Below are 22,568 nucleotides of genomic sequence, written 5' to 3' on the forward strand. Positions count from 1 at the left end.
TTCTCATGGCTCAACGGCGCGGGGCCGTCATCGCCGGACCATCTCGACCAGGTCGTGGCTGATGCCCAGGTCGTCGAGAAGCAGCTGCAACGGTCCGGTGTCGCGCGCGGGTACGGGACGGGACGCGGCCCACTCCCTCAGCTGACCGGTGTCGATCTCGAAGCCGCCCTGGGCCGCCACGGCCACCCAGGGGTCCAGGTCCGCGGAGCGGAACGCGGTCAGCCCGGTGACGAGTGCCTCGCGGAACATCCCCTGCTGTACGCCGTCCAGGTTCCGGTAGAGCGAGCCGCACAACTCCCTGAACACCACGGCGTGTCCGCTCTCGTCCCGCCGGTGAAGATCGGTGGTGATCCGGTTCATCGGCTGGATCTCCTGGGCGGTGGCCAGCGTGGAGAGGAACCCGCTGATGGTCGTCTCGGCGGCCAGGGAGAACGCGATGTCGACGATGTCGCGGTCGAAGCCGGACAGCCCGGCGCGGACCGCGTCCCGTCCCCGGACGACCGACCAGACGCCCGGCGCGAACCGTACGTCCGCCAGGTCGCGCCGTCTGCGGGTGACGCCGACGGCGTTGTGGCACATCAGGATGTGGTAGTGCTCGTCGATGATCGTCTGGTGCAGCGCGTCGACGGCGACGTCGTCGCGGCGTACGGGGATCCGATCCTGGAGCATCAACCGGCAGGCCGGCAGGATGATCTCGTCCTCGATGGCCGCGGTCTTCGCGTTGTACGCGATCCACGACGCGGACAGGATGCGCTCACGGGCGTCCCGGTCGAGCCGGTCCGCGCCCGGCAGGGCGAGGACCGGGACGAGGTGTTCGGGGAAGTCCGGCAGCGCCGCGTCGAAGTGACCGTCGAGGTCGAGCTCGTCCTTCTTGACGGCCACCCGCTTCCCCCAGCGGAGCGTCAACTGCACCAGCAAGTCACGCTCGTACTCGGGTACTTCACGTGCCGCCGTCATGGGGAAACCTCCTTCATGGGTTCACCGCGGGAATCGGGCAGTTCACCGGTCGGTACGGCGAGCGCGGCCAGGCGCGACTGCCAGCGCGCGGCCTCCTCGGCGTCCGTGTCCCGGAACCGGCCCAGGCCCTCGGTGACCGGCCGGATGCCGTGCAGGGCGTTCAGCGTCCAGACCGGCAGGCCGGCGAGATCCGGCGCGGCGGCCCGCTCGGTGACGGCCCGGAGTCCTGCCGTACGGGCCAGCTCGCCGAGCAGGGAGCGGGTGATCCCGGGGAGCAGACCGGGGCCGGGGGGTGGCCCGCACAGCGTGTCGCCCCGCCACCAGACGATGCTCGTGGACGCCCCTTCGACCACGTGTCCTTCCGCCGAGACCAGCAGGGCCTCGTCGGCTCCCGCCGTGGTCGCGTCGGCGCGCAGGGCGGCCAGGTGGTCCAGGTCGGCGCCCTTGACTGCGGGCAGCCGACGGCGGTCGGGGCCTGTCGGCGTCCACAGCCGGACGGTCGCGGTGCGCGGTGGCGCGGGGCGCAGCCACATCCGCAGCCGCGTTCCCGACCCGGTGTCCACGAGTTCGACGCGGGGGAACCATCGGCCCCGGGCGGGCAACGACTCGGCGACGGCCCGCATGAACCGGTCCGTCCGGTCCGGCCCCGGTTCGGGGAAGCGGTCGCAGGACGAACGGAAGCGCTCCGCGTGCCGGTCGAGTCCCCGTACGCGCCCCTCGTCCACGAGCCAGGAGTCGATGACGAGCACCGTCCCGGTGGCGTCGGCCGTCGACCATCCGCCGTCGGCGTCCCACCACCGGCGGGCGTCCCGGGTGGCCGCTGTGCCCGCCGCCGCGTTCGTCTCCGTGTTCATCGTGGGGTGCCGCCCACGTCCGACACCGCCGGCGCACGCCAGGCTCGCAGTGACGCCGCCGCCTTGAGCAGCATCTCCTCGTACTCCTCGTCCGGGTCGGAGTCGAGCACGATCGCCCCGCCGGCTCCGATGGTCAGCCGGTCCCCGACGCGGACCGCGGTACGGATCACGATGTTCAGGTCCGTGCCGCCGGAGAGGCCGAAGTAGCCGAGGGTGCCGGAGTAGACGCCCCGGGCCTCTGTCTCCAGGCGGTCGATGATCTCCATGGTGCGCAGCTTCGGCGCCCCGGTCATCGACCCGCCGGGGAAGCACTGCCGGGCGCAGTCCAGCGCGCTGACCCCGTCGCCCAGCCGTCCGTGAACGGTGGAGACCAGTTGGTGCACGGTCTCGTAGCTCTCGACGGCCAGGTACGGGTCGACCTCGATGCTGCCGACGTCGCACACCCGGCCCAGGTCGTTGCGGAGCAGGTCGACGATCATCAGGTTCTCGGCCTGCGTCTTGGCGCTGGACGCGAGGGTGGCGGCCAGTTCGGCGTCGCGTACCGGGTCGGCGTCGCGCGGGGCCGTGCCCTTGATCGGCTTGCTGGTGACGGTGCGGTCCCTCTCGATGCGCAGGAACCGCTCCGGCGACGAGCTGAAGACCGAGACGTCGCCGAGGCGCAGGAGCGCGGCGTACGGTGCCGGGTTGGCCCGGCGCAGCCTCAGGTAGAAGGCCGTGTCGTCGTCGTGGAACGGCAGGTGCAGGTTGTTGGTCAGACAGATCTCGTAGCTCTCGCCCCGGTTGAGCTCCTGTCGGCACTCCGTGATGTCCGCGAGGTACTGGCTCCGGCCGCGGCCGAGGAACTCCTCGGCGTTCGGGGGCGGGCCGGCGGCGGGTTCGGGCGGCGGCTCGGCGGCGGCCGGGTGCAGGCCCCTCAGGAGTGCGGAGGTCCGTTCCACCCACTCCTGCGCGTCGCGCCGGGTGCTCTCGTCGTGGACGGCCACCAGGTACGTCAGTCCCTCCTGGTGGTCGATCGCGATGACGCGATCGGCGAACATCCAGGCGGCGTCCGGTGTTTCGGCGGTGTGGCGGGCCGTGGCCCCGCATTCGGCCTTGAGTTCGTAGCCGAAGTAGCCGACGTAGCCGCCGGTCAGGTCGAAGGGCAGGTCCGACTCGGGGATGCGCCGCTCGCGCAGCCGCCGGTCGAGGACGTCGAACACGCTGCCGGCGAGGAGGTGGACGCCGTTCGCGTCGCGCGCTTCCACGGCCCCGCTGCCGGTGCGGTAGGTCAGGACCTCGCTGAGCGGACCCGATGTGTCGCCGAGGAACGAGAACCGGGACAGTCCTTCCTCCACCCGGCTGCTGTCCAGCCAGAAGCAGTACGGGACGTTGTCGAAGAGCTCGCGGAAGATGGTCTCGGAATCGGCGGCGGTCGACACGACCGTGCTGATGATGTCCAGTCCCCCGACCGCGCCGGGCGTGCCGCCGGACAGCGCGGAGACGTTGACCATGTCGGTTCCGGCGCCGCCTCCGGTGACGGACGGCCGTTGTACGGGCCGCGCCCGGCGGGTCAGGTCGGCGAAGTTCCGCAGGATCTCACGCCCGTACTGGGAAGCGACCGACTCGGGGTGGAACTGCACGCCCCACTGCGGCAGTTCACGGTGCCGCAGCGCCATGAGCACACCGTCGTCCGCCCAGGCGGTGGCGACGAGTTCCTCGGGCAGGGGCTCCCGTACGCACAGCGAGTGGTAGCGCACGGCGACGAACTCACGCGGGACTCCGGCGAACAGCGGGTCTCCCTCGTGGGAGACCTTGGCGAGGTGCCCGTGCCGCGGTTCGGGCGCGGCGCCCACCGACGCTCCGGCCAGGTGCGCGATCATCTGATGCCCGAAGCAGACACCCAGCACGGGCAGCGTGCCGCGGCGCAGCAGGTCGCCGAGGAGTCCGACGTCGCGGGGGTTCTGCGGCCGGCCGGGGCCGGGCGAGACCACGATGTTGTCGAAGTCCTCCAGCCGCAGACCGGCCAGCGTCGGATCGTCGTTGACCATGACGACGGGCTTGTGGCCGTTGATGTCGGCGATCAACTGGTACAGGTTGAAGGTGTACGAGTCGTAGTTGTCCAGCAGCAACGTACGCATCACGGACCGTCCAAGATTTTCCCGAGCGCCTGGACGTCGCCCGGATCCAGGGTGATCCCGAAGATCTCCCGGGGAGCGGAAAGCAGCTCGTCCACGCCGAGTTCCCGTACGGTCGGCGGCCCTTCGGGACGTATCTCCGTGAGCGTGCTGCCGGCGAGGAGGTGCCTCACTTCGGGCTGGGTGCGCTGGAGGACCATCCGGTGGTTGAACGGCGAGCGCGGATGTGTGAGGCAGAAGTGGTTGAGGAGCTCGAAGTCCGAGGGGTAGCGCGCGTCGGTGGTGAAGCCGTAGAGCTCCACCGGTCCCTCCGGTCGCAGGAACCGCAGTACGTGTTCACCGGTCGGCTCCCGCAGCAGATCGAACGACCAGTCGCCTTCGAGCCGCGCGTTCTCGGCGAGCCGGATCGGTTCGTGCGGCCCGAGGGCACCGAAACTCACGTCGTGGATCCAGCGTTCGCCGTCCGCCTCCACGCACAGGGCGACGTGCAGGGCCGGCCCGAACTTGCTCCCGGTACGGACGCGCGTCCGGCCGGCGAACGCCGTGAAGGTGAAGCCGACGCGGTCCAGGACGGCCGCCATCAGTACGACCTGTTCCAGGCACCAGCCGCCGCGGCCCTGCCGCACGATCTTCTCCTGGACGCTGTCCAGGTCGATCGGCACCACCGTGCGCCCGAGCAGCGCGTCGAGGTTGTCGAAGGCGATCGCGTCGACGTGGGCGGTGTGCAGGCCGCGCAGTGTGGCGAGGTCCGGAGCCACGTCGCCCTGGTAGCCCACACGGGCCAGGTAGGCGTCCAGGTCGACGCCGCTCCCCTGCCACATCGAGTCTGTCGCACGCAGCTCATCGGTCATGTGAACTTCCCGGCGACCACGGCCGCGAGGATGATCCAGCCGAAGTACGTGTTGGCGACGAAGGTGTCCCAGCACGATTTCGGATCGTCCAGATCGACCCGTACGACCAGACAGGACAGATAGATTCCGGCGAGCACGACGATCAGGTAGAACGCCCAGCCGATCGACGTCTGGGAGCCGGCCCACAGCACGCCGCCGACGCTGAGCACGATGAAGACCGCCAGCCACGCCTTGGTGGCCTTGCCGAAGAGCAGGGCGGAGGACTTGACGCCGATGTTCCGGTCGTACTCCTTGTCCTGATGGGAGTAGATCCCGTCGTGAATCAGGGTCCAGAAGGCGCCGCCGGCGTACAGGCCGTACACCGCGAGCGGGTAGTCGGCGCTCTCGGACACCGCCGTCCAGCCGATCAGCACATAGACGCTCATGACCAACGCCAGGAACGCCGAAGGCCAGAAGAAGACGCGCTTCATGTAGGGGTAGGCGACGATCAGCGGGTACGAGGCCCCGACGACCAGGGCCGTCTCCACGTTCGCCACCGCCAGGACCAGCAGGGCGACCACGGCTTGTGCGGCGGCGAACAGAAGAGCGTTCCTGACGCTGACCGTTCCCGCCGCGACCGGACGCGACACGGTGCGGGCGACCCGGACGTCGACGTCCTTGTCGACCACATCGTTGACCGCGCAGGCCGCGCCGCGCACCAGCACGGCGGCGACAGCGACCACCACCACCGTGAGCGGGTCCGGTCGCCGGCCGGAGGCGAGGGCGACGGCCCACAGCCCCGGAAGCAGATAGAGGACGTACCCCGTGGGCCTGTCGAGTCGCATCAACAGGAGATACGCGCGGACCGGGTCCGGGCTCTTCGTGACTACGTCTGTCGATATCTTGTGCAGCATCAGGATCCAATCACCATGTCACCGGAAGTTGGATCAACCCGCCGATCAGCGTGTTGTGGCGCAGCTTCAGCTCCTCGACACCGACAGCCGGAGCCAGGGTCGGGAATCGTGCGACGAGCTGGGTGAGGACCACCTGGAGCTGCATCCGGGCCAGCGTCGCGCCGACGCAGTAGTGCGCACCGTGCCCGAACATGAGGCTGCCGGTGGTGTCGCGGGTGACATCGACCCGGCCGGCGTCGGCGAAGGCCGTCTCGTCGTGGTTGGCCGCGATGATGTTCAGCATCACGAAGTCGCCGGTACGGATGGTGACTCCGTCGATCTCGAAGTCCGTGAGCGCATAGCGGGGCATGCCGCCGTTGTGCGGGTTCGGCATCGACACCCGCAGGGTTTCCTCGACGGCGCCGGGGATGAGACCCGGGTCCAGGAGCAACGCCTGCCACTGCTCGGGGTTGGCCAGCAACAGCAGCACACAGGTGCCGATCCGGGCCACCGTGGTCTCGTAACCGCCGAACAGCAACAGCGCGGTCAGTCCGAGGACTTCGTTGTCGCTGATCCCCTCGGTCGCGCAGATCCTGGAGATCACGTCGTCGCCCGGATGTCGCCGCTTCTCGGCGACGAGTTGCCTGCAGTAGCCGAACAGCTCGCCCAGCCCCTGCTTGGACCTGACCGGGTCCCCGACGTTGGCGGCGTCCTGGGTCCAGCCGCCGAACCGGTCCTTGTCCTCCTGGGGCACGCCCAGCCACTCGCAGATCACCTGAATCGGCAGCGACAGCGCCAACGCCTCGCGCAGGTCCACCGGTGGCTTCCGCCCGGCCATCGCATCCAGGAGCTGTCCGGTCTGTTTCTCGACGTAGGGCCGCAGCGCCAGCATCCGCTCGGGTGAGAAGTGCGGCTCCAGCAGCGCGCGCAACCGGGCGTGGTCGGTGGCGAAGTCGCCCAGCAGGTTGGCGAGAAGGGCCGATCCGCTGTCCTTCGCCGCGGCCTCGGGATCGGGATGGGAGCGGCCGAGCCGGTCGTCGTCGAGCAACTGCCTCACCCAGGCGTGACCGGTGACCAGCCACGCCTCGTCGCCCTCGGCGGTACGCACCCGGTGGACCGCGCCCTGGGACTGGAGCGTGCGCAGCCCTGGCGCGAGTCGCAGCACATTCGTCTGCTCGAAAGGCAATTGAGCTGGGGAACTCACTGACGGCCTCCGCCGGAATCGAGGTTCAGATCACCTTGTCGAAGACGGTCACGACGTACGGGAGCTCGTCGCCCCGGTGTCCGCCGTGCGATTGACGATGCGGTCGAACAACACGGTCAGTTCGGTGGCCGCGGCCGGGGACAGCTCGGCTTGTCCGAGGTACTCCAGGGCCGAGTCCAAGTGGCCGCGGGACAGTTGCTCGGCCGCGTGCCGGCCGCCGGATTCCTCGACGAGGTCGGCCATGTCCCGCAAGTGCGCCTCCGTGGTGCCGTCGGCGTGCCACAGGCGGCGCAGTCGTTCGCCGGCCGGGCTGTCGGCGGACAGGGCCACCAGCACCGGACAGCTCGGGTTGCGCCGCAGGATGTCGCTCCGGACGGGCTTGCCGGTCACCGCGGGGTCGCCCCAGATGTCCTCGACGTCGTTGAAGATCTGGAAAGCGAGGCCCAGATGCCTGCCGGCGCCGCGCAGTGCGGTCAGGACGTGCTCCGGTCTGCCCGCCCGGAGTGCGGGCGTCACCAGTGCGCACTCCAGCAGCGCGGACGTCTTCTCCTCCACGATGCGTTCGTACTCCGCGATGCCGGTGTCCGGACCGAGCCGTACGGTGAACTCGCGAGCCTGGCCCGCGAGAACCAGACCGATGGCTTCGGCGAACACGCTGGAGATCTCCGCACGGCCGGGGCCGGGGTCGTCGACGACCATCTGGAGCCCGAGCGCCTGCAACGCGTCCCCGGCCAGGATGGCCAGACTGGCGCCGAACACCTTCCAGGCGGCCGGCCGGCCGCGACGCAGCTCGTCCGCGTCGATGATGTCGTCGTGAATGAGGGTGGAGTTGTGCAGCAACTCCAGTGCCGCCGCGTGGCAGCGCACGTCCTCCGGCCGCAGGCCGACGCCGTCGGCCGCCAGCGTCATGAGGGTGGCGCGGGTCAGTTTGCCGCCCTCCGCACCGCTGGGCTCGCCGTGTTCGTCGACGAAGCCGAGGTGGTAGGAGCAGATCCGGGCCAGGGTCGGCTCCAGTGCGGAGGTCTGCTGCCGCATGACGGGCAGCAGCGTGGACTGCACCGTCCTCGGCGACGGGAAGGCCTGGAGCCCGGTCGACGAGGTGTCGAGTGCGCTCATCGAGATTCTCCTCCGGTCGTACGCCTTCCCAATTCCTGGTCAGAACCTACGCGCTTGGGGTTCGCGAATTGCACCACCGAAAATCACCGTGCTGAATATGTGCCGCGCTGCTGAGCCGGAATTCGTGTGACCGTTCCGACCGCCATCCTGAACGACCCCATCGTGTCATGTCAACGACGTGCGGTGAGCGGCTTCGACTTTAGGAAAAACCCCAAAGAAGACGGTGCGGGACCCGGATTGGACTACCCTGCGGAATAATAGGTGCTCCCGGCATCACACAACGTCACTGATAATTACCGGGAATGGTTCGATGAAAGCTTGAGAGGCGGAATGGCTATGTCAGTTGATTCCGGGCAACTGCATGAGGACAGGTCGTTCGACCCGTACGGCGCACATCGCGACGACCCGTATTCATTTCTGGGCGACATCGGAGAGATGGAGTCGGTCTTCTACGCCCCTTTGCTCGACGCGTGGTGCGTCACCCGGCGCGAGGACATGGTCGCCGTGCTGCGGGACGACCAGAGCTTCTCGGCGCGCGATCACAACCCTCGTCCCGCGGTGGCGTTGCCCGAGGACGTGAGCCGGATGTTCCGCACCTGGCGGGGCGCCGACACCCTGGGGGTCGGCTCACTCGACCCTCCCGAGCACTCCCGGGTCAGGGAAGTGCTCAACATCGGGTTCACGCCGGCCAGGGTCCGGGCGTTCGAACCCACGATGCGTACGATCGCCACCGACCTCGTCGAACGGGCCGCGGTCGCGGAGGAGTTCGACTTCATCTCGGACTTCGCCGTTCCCTACGCCCTTGAGGTGATCTGCCGGCGCCTCGGGGTCCCGGACGAGTACCTCGACCGCTGCCGTACGTGGTCCGAGCAGCGCATCGAACTCATGATGCTGCAGCGCGACGCCGATCCCGACCGGCTGCGTGAATGCGCCCGCGGGCTGATGGACTTCGGAGCGTTCGCCCGTTCACTCGTGCAGGAGCGGCTCGCCTCGCCGCGGGACGACCTGATCAGTGAGCTGCTCCACGACGGCAAGGCGGGCCAGACGCTCACCGCCGACGATGTCTCCGGCCAGGTCCCCACACTGATCTTCGCGGGGCACATGACCTGCGCCGAGGCGCTTGGCACTCTTGTCTTCCAGCAGCTTCGGTCACCCGGCGGCTGGGCCGAGGTCGTCGACGGGAAGATCGCCGCGCGGGACCTTGTCGAGGAGGGATTGCGGTTCGACAGTCCGCTGGCGGGCATGTACCGGACCGCCGTCCGTGACGTCGTGGTCGGCGATGTCCCCCTGGCCGCCGGGAGCCGGCTGCTTCTGCTGTACGGGGCGGCCGGCCGGGACAGCCGCGCCCACGCGTGTCCGGCCGCGTTCAGTCCGGGCGGTCGGTCCGCCTCGCATCTGGCGTTCGGGCACGGCATCCACTTCTGCCTCGGAGCCGGATTCGCCCGCGCGGAACTGGAGATCGCGGTACAGGCCATCGCCGCCAGGATGCCCGATCTGACTCTGGCGCCCGGGCCGCCGCCACGGCACCGGCCGGTGTTCCCGCTTCGGGCCTTGACCGAGTTGCGGGTACGGCAGGGGGGCTAGGGCCTGTCGTTTGGATCTTGCCCCGTAACTCGTGACGGCCCGCCAGTTCAACTGGCGGGCCGTTTCGGCTTGTCGGACGTGTCACACCGGCCGGCTCGGCCTGCGCCGGGGTGCGGCGCAGGCCAAGGCGGGTGCGGGCGAGCCGGTCAGGCGCGGACCGCGGTCAGGAAGACGTAACCGCTCTCCGGGGTGACGGCGGACAGACGCATGAAGTCGATGAGCGAGGTGGCCTGTTCGTCGCCGACGAGCGCGGTCAGCTTGTCGCGGACGGTCTCCACGGCGTCGGCCATGACCGCGAGGGTACGGGAGACGTTGTCGCTGATGTCACGGATCTCCGCGTCGACGAAACCGTTGGCGGCCAAGGCCGTCCGGTATTCGTCAATCGTGCCCAGGGAGCGCACCGCGTAGTTCTCGCAGATGTGGTCCAGGACCACGCGTCCCTCGGGGCTGACCGGGCCGCGCTCGATGACGTCGGCGATGGCGAGACGGCCGCCGGGGCGCAGCACGCGGGCGGTCTCGGCGAGCACCTGGCCGCGGTCGGGCATGTGCCACATCGACTCGAAAGCCCAGGCCGCGTCGAACGAGGCGTCGGGGAAGGGCATGTTCATCGCGTCCGTGAACTGGAACGTGGCGCGGTCGCCGAGCCCTGCCTCGGCCGCGAGTTCGTTGGCCCGCGCCACCTGGACGTGGCTGACGGAGATGCCCAGCACGTCCACGTCGCAGGCGCGGACGAGCCGCTGCGCGGGATGGCCGATGCCGCAGCCGATGTCCAGGACCCGCTGGCCGGCCTGCGCGGCGATACCGGCGATCATCATGTCGGTCAGGCGGTCGGTGGCAGCCTCGATGGAGCTGTCGTCGGCGTCGTCGTCCCAGTACCCGTAGTGCTTGTTGGGGCCCCACGCGGAGCCGTAGATCTGACCGATCCCGTCGTACATGCCGGCGACGTCACTGGGAGCGGGAAACTGCTGGAGCGTCATCAGGTACTCCGTATCGTTGTGAAGAAGGTGGCGGGAATTCGGCGACGGAAACCCGCTGTGCTCGGCTGGGCACACCCCAGCCGAGCGCCTGCGTGATCTACTGGCAACCGCTGACGACCCGGCAGGCCGTCAGGTGCCGTGGGGATTACGGGAATTCGCCGGCGCGTTCCGCGCTCACCTCAGCTCGAAGCGCAGGAAGCCAAGCCGCAATCCGCCCGCCTGCCATTCGGTGCCGAGCGCCTGGTTCGCGAGCAGGGATATCCTCAGCTGCCTGCGGGCAACGGCCGAAAGAGTGTCGTCACTGTCCAGTACCGCCTTCGTCCAGGCGGCACTCTCCTCCCAGAACGGCTGGGTCTCCGACGTGGCGTCGACGTCGTCGACCAACTCGAAACCCGCGGCCTTCGCGGCTTCCGCGTAGTCGAGCACCGAGGCCGGCTTCGTGTAGAAGTATTCGGCCCACACATCGGCCCCGTGCGGGCGCGTGGTGAACACCTCCTCGATGCACACGCTCCCGCCCGGACGAAGCACGCGCGACAGCCGCTCGAACCACCGCGGGCGGTCGAAGTAGCCGCTGCTCTCGATGGCCACCGCCGCGTCGTAGGGGCCGTCGTCCAGGGGGAGATGCATCGCATCGCAGACCAGTGCCCGGACCTGCCCGCCCACACCGCACTCGCGCGCGAACCCCTCGACTATGGGCGCGTGTTCCGGCGCGTTGGTGACCGCCGTGACGTCGGCGCCGTACTCCTGCGCCCAGAAGAGCGAGCCACCGCCAAGACCGCAGCCGACGTCCAGGATCCTGCCCGACAGCCGGTGTTCGGCGCCCCAGATCTTCGCCGCGTACCGCAGCAGTCCCTCTTGATGAATCCGTATGCTGCCGCGAATGGCGTCGGCAGTCGCCTCCTGGACATTCAGCGGCGTTTGCGAGGAGGGGTAGTGACCCACGTGATAGTGAATCCTGGGTCCGGGCCCGTATTTGCGAACAAGCCTGGCCGTTTTGTCGTCGTAGTACTGGCCAACTATTCCTACCTCATCCTGAGACTCCAGCGCTGTTTGAGGTGGACTGGAAAGCTCATCCAGATTTGACATGGTCACTCCTCCAGAGCTCGGATGCTGACGACGTCGGCGAATGGCCTGCTTTGGTCGTTGAGCTGCGCGCTCGCCATGTTTCAGCGAGGGCAATTGAATGGCAGCCGTTTGATTCCATGCTGGAGGACGGCCCAGGTCGTGTCAACGACGCAGCGTGAGCGTCTTCGACTTTAGGAGAAACCCCAAAGAAGACGGTTTAAGGCCCGGATTGGACTACCCTGCGGAATGATAGCTGCCGGGCGGCACCAATGCCGTATTCGAGCCAAGCCATTAAGCCGGCGGACGCGCGCGGGCGACCGAGGACATCGTGTTCTCTCCGCCCACACGGCTGACCGGAGTGGAGGACGCGCCGTGATGGACGACACACCATGCGGTTAATCCGCGGTTTCACGCGCGATGCGCGGGGGCCACGAATCCGTTCGCAGAACCTGGAGGACGAAAGCCCTCGAAACCAACGAGACACGATTCGGCGCCTGAAGTTTGTCGGACATGACACGGACGTGATAGTCGATGGTCTTCGAGCTGAGATGCAACTCTCTCGAAAGCCGCCCGCTCGAGAAGCCGGCCGCAACCCCTTCCAGGATTCTGACCTGGACCGAGCTGAGACCCCAGCCACCGACCGACGTGGATACTTCGCGGCCGTTCTGATCATTGTCCATGGCACCCATCCATTCCGTACAGCCGGTTAGGCCAGGACCGTAAACGGAGAAATGCAGAGCGAGAAGCACTAGAATAAGATCCTAGGTGGAATCACTCACTCCTGTCACTGGAACGCCGTGGCAACCCGCCGGTTTCCGCCCGCCTCGGAACCCCCTCCGAATTTTTCGGAGTTCCTGCGTTGTTTGCATTGACGTGTGCCGGGGAATGGCGTCGGCCGACGAGCTACGGGGAGGAGACTCAGCCTTGTGTGCACGGTGGAGCAGCTTCGAGGAACGGCCGTGACAAAAGTCGCGCGCGATACCGGGACTTCGGCGCCGGCAGAGCCGGACGCCCTGATTCAGACGCTGTACGAGGACTTGAGCCAGCTGCCGGCCAGCGCACAGCTGGACGCGACGCTGTGTCTGCTGGAGGCGGCCAGGCTGATGCTGCCCACGCTCACCCCGTCGCGTGGCGAGCTCGCCGGTGACGACCTCGACGACATCCGCGCGGCCATGCGCGCCGCGTCGCTCTCGATGCGCAGCTACCTGTGGCGGACCGGTGACAGCCTTGCGGCGAACCGGAAGAGAGACGCTTGAGGCGCCGGCGCCGGTCTCTGTCAGCCGCGCGCCGCCGAGGCTTCCCGCAACTGGGTCGCGCCGTGCTGGTCGGGCAGGAAGGTCATCGCGATCGCCGAGCAGGCCATGAAGCCGGCGCACACCAACAGCCCCGCGCCGAAGCCCGCGTTGACAGCCAGCACACCCAGCGTGAGCGGCGCGAACGCGGACACGCCACGTCCGATGTTGTAGCAGAATCCGGCACCGGTCGTGCGCACCCTGGTCGGGAACAACTCCCCCATGTACACACCGAAGATGCCCGCGTAGGCGGCGAAGAAGGCGAACATCGGGCCCAGCCAGAACAACGTCATGCGGTCGGCGGCGACCACGTACAGCGGCAAGGTCAGCGCGACACCGGCCAGTGACAGCACCAGGGCGGCCTTGCGGCCGATCCGGTCGGCGATCAGCCCGAAGACGTTGTAGCCGACGAACATCCCGAGATTGAGCACCGTCATGAACATCGCGACCGTCGCGGCCGGTATGTCCTTGTCGGTCTGGAGGTAGGTCGGCAGCCACGTGGACGCGCCCCACGCCCCGAACATGGCGAGCGCCGCCACGGTCGCGGCGAGCACGGTGTTCCTGCGCAGTTCCGGAGCGAAGATCTCGGTCACCTTCACCGGCGTGGTCTTCTGCTGAACCCACTCGTCCGACTCGCGGAAGAACAGTCCGACGACGACCAGCGGGATCACCACGCCCACGCCGCCGATGAAGAACAGCAGGCGCCAGTTCGGCAGCAACGCGCCCGACAGGGTCGCGGCGACCATCCCGCCGATCGGGAAGGAACTGAGCACGAACGCGACGGCACGGCCCCGCTTCGCGGCCGGCCAGGTCTCGACCACGTAGGTCGACACCACTCCCCAGACCCCTCCGAGTCCCAGACCCGCCACGAAACGCAGAAGCAGGAATACCGTGAAACTGTGGACCACCAAGATCGCCGCGGTGAACACGCCGAACACCGCGAGCGAAACCATCAGCGCCCGTTTGCGGCCGTAGTTGTCGGCGAGCCAGCCGACCGTCACGCTGCTCACCCCGATCCCGAGCAACGTCGCCGTGGCAAGCAGGCCGCCCTGTGTCGTCGTGAGTCCCAGATCGTCACGGATCACAGGCAACGTGTACGACAGCAGCAGGATTTCCAGCGCGTCGAACATGTAGGCCAGGAACGAGCCAATGAGCACAACCCATCTGTTACTCAATCGAACCAGTCCATTCAGCGCTCAAGTTTCTCCGCTCGGGAGAACGAACACTAGGTGCCCGCGCAGGGTTCATCATGACCCGGTTCCGATTTTCCGCAATTCGCGGAGAACCACCCGAGAATTGATTGAATTCGGCCACCGGTCGAACCGCGGTCGCGGCTCACGCGTGAGATCGTCGGCTCATCGGACTTGCAGGGTCTCGGCGATCATCGCCGCCGTCAGCATCTGCGCGCCCCTGCCACTGGTCGGGTCACAGCCGGTGACGTCTCCGATCCGCCTCAGGCGGTAGTCCAGTGTGCTGCGGTGGATGAACAGACTGCGGGCCGCCTTGTTCCTGCTGTAGTCGGAGTCGACGAAGGCGGTCAGCGTCTCCCACAGGGCCTTGTGCGCCCGGAGCGGCCTGATCATCGCGGCCAGGTCGGCCCGCACCTGCTCGTGGAGAGTGACCGCGTACTCGACCAGCACGTCCGAGATCGTGTAGGCACCGCTCGGCCGCAGGCCCGCCACCACCAGCCTCAGCACGTAGGACGCCTCGTTGAACCCGTCGACGAGGCCGGCTCTGTCCCGTTCCGCGGTCGCGAGCCAACCGCTGCCGCCAAGACACTGGGTCAGCCGTGTCACCGAGCGTTCGCCGCTGCCGGGACCGGCGGCCGGGATGAAGAGAACGACGTTGCCGTCCCGGTGCGTCAGCAGCGGGTCCTCTCCCGCAACCGCGCGCAGCGCGTCCACCGCGCGGCCGGGCTCCGCCGGCCTCACGACGGCGATCAGGTAGCGAGGAGTGAGCCCTTCGAGCACGTCCGCGGGCACCGGATGACCGTCGGCGAGGTCGCCTGCCAGATCACGCGACACATCCGCGGTGGTTTTCTGCTGGTATCCGTCGAGGAAGTCCTGCAGCAGACTCCCCCCGGCGTCCACGATGGCCGCCAGCCTCGGATCACCCGCCGCCGCCTTGGTCAGCAGCTCAACCAGTTCGTCCGGCTCGCTGCCGGTCCACTCCTGCCCCGCGGCCCGCACCTTCGCCCTGAAGTCGGCGACCCTGTCCCCCTTCGGTGCCGGGCGGGGCGCCTCGACCGGAGATAACGACCTGCCTGTCATTTCCGTCATTTCTCACCTCATATTCCCGAATGGCACGGTTTCCCCATAAGCGCATATGGAGGGCCCGGTTCGCGGGTCACCAAGCCGAAGGCGAGCGACGCCGTCATCGGCTTTTCCCGGTGCGCCGGGCCGGTGACGATCACGGGGGCGGGACAATTGCCCCCATGTGCCGTGCACAGCGACATCTCGCTTCGGGACACAAAGCCGGAGGCTCCGTTTTCCAGGGCCTACCAAAGGCGATTGACAACAACGCGGGAGGAAATTCTCCCGCCGGAGCAGTGTGGGTTCTCGGCACGGCACTCTCCGTCCATGTCGACGAGGGCACATCGGAGCTGGAGCGGGTCGCCCCGACCCGGCAGACCATAACACGGTAACTTGAACGCCATAAGGCATTGCCCGCCGGCCGCGTTCCTTTATGTCTCGTATCCACTTCTTTCCCTTGAAACTTCCACAGGCAAAGAATCCGCGACGTCAACAGGAATCGATCCTGAACGCGGAGCCAATGGCTGCACACCCTTCTGTCATATGACAGGGACGGTCAACAATCGGGCAGGATAATTGGGATTTCGGTCATTCCAGCCGCCCGACATTCTCACTGTACCGGCCTGAGAAATGGCGAATATTCATGACGATGCGCAACCCCTGGCATAAAACCGGACGATTACGTACCGCCCAGAACTCGTGGGACACGCCGCCCTCCGTGGTGAAACGGGCCTCGATCCTCTCGAAGCGGCTCCCCTGAGGCCCGGTCACCTCCTCCTTCGCCAGAACGGTCCCGTCACCACGACCACTCCCGCGCCCTTCCCAAGAACGCGCCCCCACACACCACTTCGCCGCGCCACCCTCGTACGCCCATCGCTAAACGCTGTGTGGAGACATGGAGTTCCGGACCGGCCGGCACCGTCAAACGCGTGGCCCTTTCGGCATAGTCCGGCGCTTCTTCCCGCTAAAGGTCGGAGCATTGATTACGTGAGGCGTTCGTGGTCGGCGAGTACCTCGTTGATCACATGGAGGTGGATGGCGACGAGTTCGTCTTCGGGGTCGGGGCAGTTGGCCACCGTAAGAGCGGATTTCCACAATGCCCAGCCCCTGGCTCTGGCCCAAGTACCGTCGTCCTGCCGGACTGTTCGGCGGAACTCCTCACGGCTCTCCGCACGGAACAGGGTCCACGCAATGGTGAGGTCACAGGCCGGATCTCCGACCCCTGAGGTGCCGAAGTCGATGACGGCCGACAGTTCTCCGCCGTCGACGAGCAGGTTGTTGCCACTGAGGTCGCCGTGGAACCACACCGGTTCCCCTCGGTATTCGCAGGCGAGTGCCGCCCGCCAGACCTCGGTGGCCCGCTCGCTGTCGATCCGGCCGCCCAGGGCCTCGATGCACCGATGTGTCTCGTCGTCGTAGTGGGCGGGCGACGCGCCGCGATAGGCACTCTGCATCCCCGCGGCGGGCCCGCCGGTGGCGTCGCAGCGCTGGAGGGCGAGCATGAACCCGGCCACGTCGGCAGCGAACCGCCGCATGTCGTCGATGCCTTCGGGGGAAGCCGTCTCACCGGGCAGCCAGTCGCGTACCGACCAGGAGTAGGGATACCCCTCCCCCGGAGCGCCTTTGGCCAGGACGGTGGGCACAGCCTTCGGCAGCCGCGGGGCCAGACGCGGCAGCCAGTCGCACTCCTTGTCGACGGCGGGGGCATAGCCGGCGGCGGTGGGCAGACGGACGGTCTTGTCCTCCCCGAGGCGGTAGGTGCGGTTGTCCCAGCCGTCCACCGCGACCGGGACGACCGGCAGACACGCCCACCGCGGAAACTGCGCGGCGATCAGCCGCTTCACCAGCGCCACGTCGATTCCCGCGCGCCCGTCGGGACCACCGGTCGAGATCATCCGCCGATCATCACAGGCGCTGCCGCCTGAGACAACGAAAGGGCGTTCGCAGCACGCCGGGCACCTTCACACCCCAGTCCCGCACCCTCATCCGGCGTTCACGATGCGCAGTGCCATGTCGCCGTACTGGTAGGCGAGTTGGTCTGGTACCCGACTGACGTGCGATCCCCCTGCGACGACACGGACCGCGCCGGGGCAGCCGTCACCCGAAGGTGGCGACCAACCGTCCGATGACCTCGCCGCGCTCCAGCTGGTCGATCCCGTCGGCGATGTCGTCGAATCCGATCTCGGTGATGCGTGAGGACAGCTTGCCTTCGGCGACGAGATCCAGCACCGCCGCGCAGTCCTCCTTCGACCCGGCCTGGGAACCGACGAGTTCGACCTCGTTGAGCGTGAGTGCCTGGAGGTCGATCTCGCCGCGTGCGCGGCCGAGACCGACCTGGACGATCCGTCCGCCACGCCGTACGGCATGGATCGCGCCGTCGGTGGTCGTCCCGAACCCGGCGAAGTCGATGACCACGTCGAGGCCCTCGCCCGCGAAGTCGGTGATGTCGCCCGCGACCCTCTCGGCGCCGAGCGAGCGCGCGAAGTCGTGCACGCGCTCGTTCTTCTCGGCCACGAACAGCTTCGCGCCGAGCGCGAGCGCGGTCTGCGCGCCGAGCGAGCCCAGCCCGCCGAGTCCGATGATCCCGACCCGGGAGCCGGCGGAGACCTTCCCCTGCGCCGAGACCGCGTGGTACGAGGTGAGACCGGCGTCGGTGGCGGCTGCCGCCTGGTCGAACGGCACCCCGTCGGGCAGCGCAACGACGAGTCGCTCAAGCACGACGACCTCGTCCGCGAACCCGCCGTTCTTCGATGTTCCCGGTCCTTCGATGGCCGCGGGAACGACGACCTTCTGGCCCACGGTGAACCGGGTGACCCCGGATCCCACGGCGGAGACGGTGCCCGCGATCTCGTGACCGAGCGTGATCGGCCGGAACGGGAGCAGCGGCGTCAGCGTGCCGTCGAGAAACCCGACGTCGCTGTGGCAGAGCCCGGCGGCACGGACGTGCACGACGAGTTCGTCCGCGGCGGGTACGGGTGTCGGCACCTCGCTCAGGGTGAGGGGTTTGCCGACTTCGGTGAACTGCCATGCGCGCATCGTCTGCTCCTTGAACGCTTGTGTCCCGGCGAGTGGCCGGCGTGGTGGCCTCGTGGTGCGAGGGCCACCCGGAACCATTTTGGCACCTCGTCCCAAAAATACTTCACCGCGCTCCTTTCACTACGCTCGGACGATGACCACCTCCCGTACCCGCCCGCGCGGACGACCGCCGGCCTCGACCCGCGAAGCCCTTGAGGAGATCGCCTTCGAGCTGCTGCTCCGCGACGGCTACGAGGCGACGACACTCCAGGCCATCACGGCCGCCGGAGGCGTCGGGCGCTCGACGCTGTTCCGCTACTTCGGCTCGAAGGCGGGGATCGTGTGGGGCGAGTTCGACCGCGCCGTCGAGCGGCTGCACTCGGCCCTCCACGACGCCGATGACGCGCCCGTCATGAAGGCCGTACGAACGGCGGTCGTCCGCTCGACACACCTGTCCCAGGCCGCGGCGCCGGACACGTGGCTCGACCGTTTCCGGGTGCTCGACCGGGACACCGCCCTCGTCGCGGAGACCGCCGCCCACTGGCGCGTATGGGCGGAGACGGTGAGCCGGTACGCGGCGCAGCGCACCGGCCTCGCCGCGACCGCCCCTCTCCCGTCCGCGATCGGCGGCGCCGTACAGGCGGCGTACGTCGCGGTGCTCAGGCGCTGGGCCGACGCGGACGAGGTGGTCGACATCGACGAACTGGACGACGAACTGCGCCCGGTCACCGACGCGTTCCAGGCGGTGCTCGATGGCGTGACGCGGGGCTGACCGGGCGGGATGGCCAACCACGAGGCCGAGTTCATCACCGGAGCCCGCCACGCCGGCTCCCTACCGGAGCCGGACCCTCGTCACGCCGTCAGCGCTGCTGTGTCAGCAGACCCGGACGGTAGGGCAGGAGGCCGTAGTCGCCACCGGAGTTGGGGCTGCGCCCCTGGTAGAGCAGCTGCAGGTTGCAGGGATCCACGGTCATGGTCTGATCAGCGCTGCTGCGGATCAGTTCGCCATGGCTGATGTCGTTGGTCCAGCCGGCGCCGCTGTTGGCCTTGCCGGCGAAGGGGTTGCTCTCGGTCGCGGCCTGGGGTGTCCATGAACCGTTCAGGCTGGTGGCCGTGAACGAGCGGAAGTAGCGGCCCTGCGAACCGATCGCCTCGACGATCATGAGGTAGCGGTTCTGGCCCTGCAGCTTGTAAACCTGTGGGGCCTCGAACAGGTTGTTCGTCGTATCGCTCATGATCACTGTCGAGTTCGTGCCGAAGCTGCCCGGGAAGTTCCCGATCGGCATACTGGCCCGGTAGATCTTGCCGTTGTCACCGGCGAAGAACAGGTACATGTTCGTCCCGTCACCGATGAGGGTCTGGTCGATGGGCCCTGTTCCGGAGCCGGAGATGGTTCCGGAGAAGAGCACCTGCTGAGATGACCAGCCGTTCGGGTTGGTGGGGTCGCTCGACGTCCGGTAGGAGAAGGCTGTTCCGCCCCACTGGTAGGCGAGCACCCAGATGTTCTTCGGTGCGAAGTAGAAGAGCGTGGGCGCCACGGTGGAAGCCGACATCGCGTTCTGGCCGGCCGAGCCCATCTCCGACCAGTTGGTGAACAGGCCGAAGTTCATCGAACCCCAACTCGTCCCCGTGTCGTGCGTCGTCGCGTAGACGAGTTGCCTGCCGTTGTAGGGGACGACGGTGAAGTCCTTGAGCGAGACCCATCCCGGCCTGGGCTGCGCCAGCGCGCCCGTTGATGTCCAGCGGTACGCCGACGGAAGATCGCACGGGCCGGGGTTGTCGCCGCCGACCTTGACGAGCTGCCACTGCTGGTTGGTGCCACCCCAGTCGTCGTACTGGACGATGTTCGCGTTGTCGGCGGTAGACGCGCCTTGCGCTTCGAGGGCCTTGTCGCTGTGGCGCGAGATCAACCTCACGTGGCCGTCCGAGCTGTCGGCCAGCCGCCACTGCTGGTTGGTGGCGTTCAGGTCGGTCCACTGGACGATCGGGGCGCCGTTCGCGGTGGACCAGTTGTGGACGTCCAGCACCTTGCCCGAGTGGCGGGACTTGATGCGGTAGTAGCCGTCACCGGAATCGACGAACTGCCACTGCTGCTGGTACTGATCGTTCCTGGTCCACTGGGTGACGCGGGCGCCGTCGTCGGTCGCCATGTTGTAGACGTCCAAGGCCTTGCCACTGTTGCGGTTGACCAGCACATACGAGGCGTTGGGGTCTACCGTCGCCGCCTCGGCGGGCTGGGCGCCGAGGAAGGCGGCCACAAGGAGCAAGGGCGCGAGGGCGGCTAGGAAGCGTCTTGGACGGACCGGGGACGAGTGGCGAAACCACATCAGAGGGGCTCCTTCGGGGGCGGGGGCGAGGCAACCGCGATGAACCACGGAGCGGCCGCGCCGGGGTCCCGGAATCTGTTTCGAAAGTTTCGGAAACATTCCCGGATTCTCTGACGCCACAAGCTAGGAATAGGGACCACTCCGGTCAAGGGCCGTCGCCGCTCTGTCTATAAACAGCGCTTCCTCTCTGGCCTTGAGAAGCGTCGAGCCGACCCGGAGCACCCCACACTCCGGCCCTGAACCTGACCCCGGAGCATCCGCAGACGCGGCATCGGGGGCTCGCCGGCCGGCCCGCCGGGACTCAGAAATTTTCGGGTGTGAAACCGAAACTTTCTTTACGAGGTGTATTGACGACTCCTCGTCAAAGCCTCAATCATCTCTAGCTGTGAGACAGGGGTCACAGTTCGTAATTTCGAACCCCGTTGGTCCTGGGCAAGTGCCGCACAGCAGATCCGCCCACAGCCGCGCGAAAGATCCGCGTACCCGAGCGCCCGCGCCACCCCGTTCCGGTCCCCCCGGCCGAGCCGCGAAGGAGTACCCCGTGCCTGTGTCGGTCTGTCCAGTGGGTGCGGACGACCCGTTCCCCTGCGCTTCACCACTTCCGTGATTCCTACCCTGGAGGCACAGCCATGGCCTTGAATGCCCATCCCAGAACCGCTGCCCGCCGGAAGATCCGCGGTCTGCTGCTGGCGCTGGTCGCCGTCGTCCTCGGTGCCGTGGCCACGCTGGGCGCGCCGCCGAGAGCACACGCCGCCGAGAGCACGCTCGGTGCCGCGGCGTCGCAGAGCGGCCGCTACTTCGGCACCGCCATCGCCTCGGGCAGGCTGGGTGACTCGGCGTACACGACGATCGCGGGCCGTGAGTTCAACTCGGTGACGGCCGAGAACGAGATGAAGATAGACGCCACCGAACCGCAGCGGGGCCAGTTCAACTTCACCGCCGGTGACCGCGTCTACAACTGGGCGGTGCAGAACGGCAAGCAGGTGCGCGGTCACACCCTGGCCTGGCACTCACAGCAGCCAGGCTGGATGCAGAGCCTCAGCGGCGGCACGCTGCGTCAGGCGATGATCGACCACATCAACGGCGTGATGGGCCACTACAAGGGCAAGATCGCCCAGTGGGACGTCGTGAACGAGGCCTTTGCCGACGGCAGTTCGGGAGCCCGGCGCGACTCCAACCTGCAGCGCACGGGCAACGACTGGATCGAGGTCGCCTTCCGCACGGCGCGCGCCGCCGACCCGGCCGCCAAGCTCTGCTACAACGACTACAACGTCGAGGACTGGACCTGGGCCAAGACCCAGGCCATGTACGCCATGGTCCGAGACTTCAAGCAGCGCGGCGTGCCGATCGACTGCGTCGGCTTCCAGTCACACTTCAACAGCGGCAGCCCTTACAACAGCAACTTCCGCACCACCTTGCAGAGTTTCGCCGCCCTCGGCGTCGACGTGGCCATCACCGAGCTCGACATCCAGGGTGCCTCGGCAACGACGTACGCCAACGTGACCAACGACTGTCTGGCCGTCCCGCGCTGCCTCGGCATCACCGTCTGGGGTGTGCGCGACTCCGACTCCTGGCGACCGGAGCACACGCCGCTGCTGTTCAACAGCGACGGCAGCAAGAAGCCCGCCTACACCGCCGTCCTCAACGCGCTCAACGGCGGCTCCTCCACGCCCCCTTCCGATGCCGGACCGATCAAGGGCGTCGGTTCGGGCCGCTGCATCGACGTACCCAACGCCGGCACCACCGACGGCACCCGGGTCAACCTGTGGGACTGCCACAACGGAACACAACAGCAGTGGACCTTCACCACCGCCGGCGAGTTCAGGGTCTACGGCAACAAGTGCCTGGACGCCGCCGGCACCGGCAACGGCGCCCAGGTGCAGATCTACAGCTGCTGGGGCGGCGACAACCAGAAGTGGCGCCTCAATTCCGACGGATCCATCGTCGGAGTCCAGTCCGGTCTCTGCCTCGACGCCGTCGGAGGCGGCACCGCCAACGGCACGCAGATCCAGCTCTACTCCTGCTCGAACGGCAGCAACCAGCGCTGGACCCGCACCTGATGGGACCTGCCGCGAACGGAAGCGCGTA

19 protein-coding genes are annotated in these 22,568 nt (G+C 67.8%); 4 read left to right on the forward strand and 15 right to left on the reverse strand.

The genetic code is table 11. From position 1 onward, the window contains the following. Positions 1-27: 27 nt before the first annotated feature. From BHU15_RS07820 to BHU15_RS07850, 7 genes are all read right to left on the reverse strand, one after another. Entirely contained in the window at positions 28-957 is a 930-nt protein-coding gene (locus BHU15_RS07820) for an AurF N-oxygenase family protein (protein ID WP_069626504.1), read from the reverse strand. Beyond that, positions 954-1,811, reverse strand: coding sequence for an aminotransferase class IV (locus tag BHU15_RS07825; RefSeq protein ID WP_069626505.1), 858 nt, complete (start codon positions 1,809-1,811; stop codon positions 954-956). Before BHU15_RS07825 ends, BHU15_RS07820 begins: the two co-directional genes overlap by 4 nt. Then, positions 1,808-3,928: an aminodeoxychorismate synthase component I gene (gene pabB / locus BHU15_RS07830; RefSeq protein ID WP_069626506.1), complete on the reverse strand. Its 2,121-nt coding sequence runs from the start codon at positions 3,926-3,928 to the stop codon at positions 1,808-1,810. Before pabB ends, BHU15_RS07825 begins: the two co-directional genes overlap by 4 nt. Continuing rightward, positions 3,928-4,776 carry an arylamine N-acetyltransferase family protein gene (locus BHU15_RS07835; protein WP_069626507.1) on the reverse strand — a complete coding sequence of 283 codons (849 nt, stop codon included), beginning with the start codon at positions 4,774-4,776 and terminating at the stop codon, positions 3,928-3,930. The genes pabB and BHU15_RS07835 overlap by 1 nt, the downstream gene beginning before the upstream one ends. Further along, entirely contained in the window at positions 4,773-5,669 is an 897-nt protein-coding gene (locus BHU15_RS07840) for a UbiA family prenyltransferase (protein ID WP_069626508.1), read from the reverse strand. The genes BHU15_RS07835 and BHU15_RS07840 overlap by 4 nt, the downstream gene beginning before the upstream one ends. A gap of 10 nt (positions 5,670-5,679) precedes the next feature. Beyond that, positions 5,680-6,813 carry a cytochrome P450 gene (locus BHU15_RS07845; RefSeq protein WP_255293053.1) on the reverse strand — a complete coding sequence of 378 codons (1,134 nt, stop codon included), beginning with the start codon at positions 6,811-6,813 and terminating at the stop codon, positions 5,680-5,682. A gap of 87 nt (positions 6,814-6,900) precedes the next feature. Next, complete coding sequence (locus BHU15_RS07850; RefSeq protein WP_079127985.1) at positions 6,901-7,968, reverse strand: polyprenyl synthetase family protein; 1,068 nt, start codon at positions 7,966-7,968, stop codon at positions 6,901-6,903. 336 nt (positions 7,969-8,304) lie between these two features. Between BHU15_RS07850 and BHU15_RS07855 the strand changes: the two genes are divergently transcribed. Continuing rightward, entirely contained in the window at positions 8,305-9,552 is a 1,248-nt protein-coding gene (locus tag BHU15_RS07855) for a cytochrome P450 (RefSeq protein ID WP_247748765.1), read from the forward strand. Positions 9,553-9,698: 146 nt separating this feature from the next. Here the strand turns inward: BHU15_RS07855 and BHU15_RS07860 are convergent, their stop codons facing one another. From BHU15_RS07860 to BHU15_RS42100, 3 genes are all read right to left on the reverse strand, one after another. After that, the gene (locus tag BHU15_RS07860) at positions 9,699-10,529 is read right to left on the reverse strand and encodes a methyltransferase domain-containing protein (RefSeq protein ID WP_069626511.1); all 831 of its coding nucleotides are present in this window, start codon (positions 10,527-10,529) and stop codon (positions 9,699-9,701) included. Positions 10,530-10,703: 174 nt separating this feature from the next. Next, positions 10,704-11,615 carry an SAM-dependent methyltransferase gene (locus BHU15_RS07865; RefSeq protein WP_069626512.1) on the reverse strand — a complete coding sequence of 304 codons (912 nt, stop codon included), beginning with the start codon at positions 11,613-11,615 and terminating at the stop codon, positions 10,704-10,706. A 374-nt stretch (positions 11,616-11,989) separates the two neighbouring features. Then, positions 11,990-12,283, reverse strand: a complete 294-nt coding sequence (locus tag BHU15_RS42100; protein ID WP_069626513.1) for a helix-turn-helix transcriptional regulator — start codon at positions 12,281-12,283, stop codon at positions 11,990-11,992. A 270-nt stretch (positions 12,284-12,553) separates the two neighbouring features. On the opposite strand from BHU15_RS42100, the gene BHU15_RS07875 reads away from it, so the two are divergent. After that, complete coding sequence (locus BHU15_RS07875) at positions 12,554-12,850, forward strand: hypothetical protein (RefSeq protein WP_069626514.1); 297 nt, start codon at positions 12,554-12,556, stop codon at positions 12,848-12,850. Positions 12,851-12,870: 20 nt separating this feature from the next. Here BHU15_RS07875 and BHU15_RS07880 read toward each other — a convergent pair whose 3' ends face one another. From BHU15_RS07880 to BHU15_RS07895, 4 genes are all read right to left on the reverse strand, one after another. Next, complete coding sequence (locus tag BHU15_RS07880; protein ID WP_069626563.1) at positions 12,871-14,016, reverse strand: MFS transporter; 1,146 nt, start codon at positions 14,014-14,016, stop codon at positions 12,871-12,873. 225 nt (positions 14,017-14,241) lie between these two features. After that, positions 14,242-15,165: a PucR family transcriptional regulator gene (locus BHU15_RS07885; protein WP_031228696.1), complete on the reverse strand. Its 924-nt coding sequence runs from the start codon at positions 15,163-15,165 to the stop codon at positions 14,242-14,244. 956 nt (positions 15,166-16,121) lie between these two features. After that, complete coding sequence (locus BHU15_RS07890; protein ID WP_069626515.1) at positions 16,122-17,033, reverse strand: aminoglycoside phosphotransferase family protein; 912 nt, start codon at positions 17,031-17,033, stop codon at positions 16,122-16,124. A gap of 202 nt (positions 17,034-17,235) precedes the next feature. Continuing rightward, entirely contained in the window at positions 17,236-18,174 is a 939-nt protein-coding gene (locus BHU15_RS07895; protein WP_069626516.1) for a zinc-binding dehydrogenase, read from the reverse strand. 133 nt (positions 18,175-18,307) lie between these two features. Between BHU15_RS07895 and BHU15_RS07900 the strand changes: the two genes are divergently transcribed. Beyond that, a complete protein-coding gene (locus BHU15_RS07900) occupies positions 18,308-18,925 on the forward strand; it encodes an acyl-CoA-like ligand-binding transcription factor (protein ID WP_069626517.1) in 618 nt (205 codons plus the stop codon). Positions 18,926-19,013: 88 nt separating this feature from the next. On the opposite strand, the gene BHU15_RS07905 is transcribed toward BHU15_RS07900, so the two are convergent. Next, complete coding sequence (locus BHU15_RS07905; RefSeq protein ID WP_069626518.1) at positions 19,014-20,480, reverse strand: non-reducing end alpha-L-arabinofuranosidase family hydrolase; 1,467 nt, start codon at positions 20,478-20,480, stop codon at positions 19,014-19,016. 629 nt (positions 20,481-21,109) lie between these two features. On the opposite strand from BHU15_RS07905, the gene BHU15_RS07910 reads away from it, so the two are divergent. Beyond that, positions 21,110-22,540 (forward strand): endo-1,4-beta-xylanase, encoded by a 1,431-nt coding sequence (locus tag BHU15_RS07910; protein ID WP_069626519.1) that lies wholly within the window; start codon positions 21,110-21,112, stop codon positions 22,538-22,540. The last annotated feature ends 28 nt before the right edge of the window (positions 22,541-22,568 follow it).

This window comes from Streptomyces niveus, from assembly GCF_001723055.1.
GTDB classification, from domain to species: Bacteria; Actinomycetota; Actinomycetes; order Streptomycetales; family Streptomycetaceae; genus Streptomyces; species Streptomyces niveus.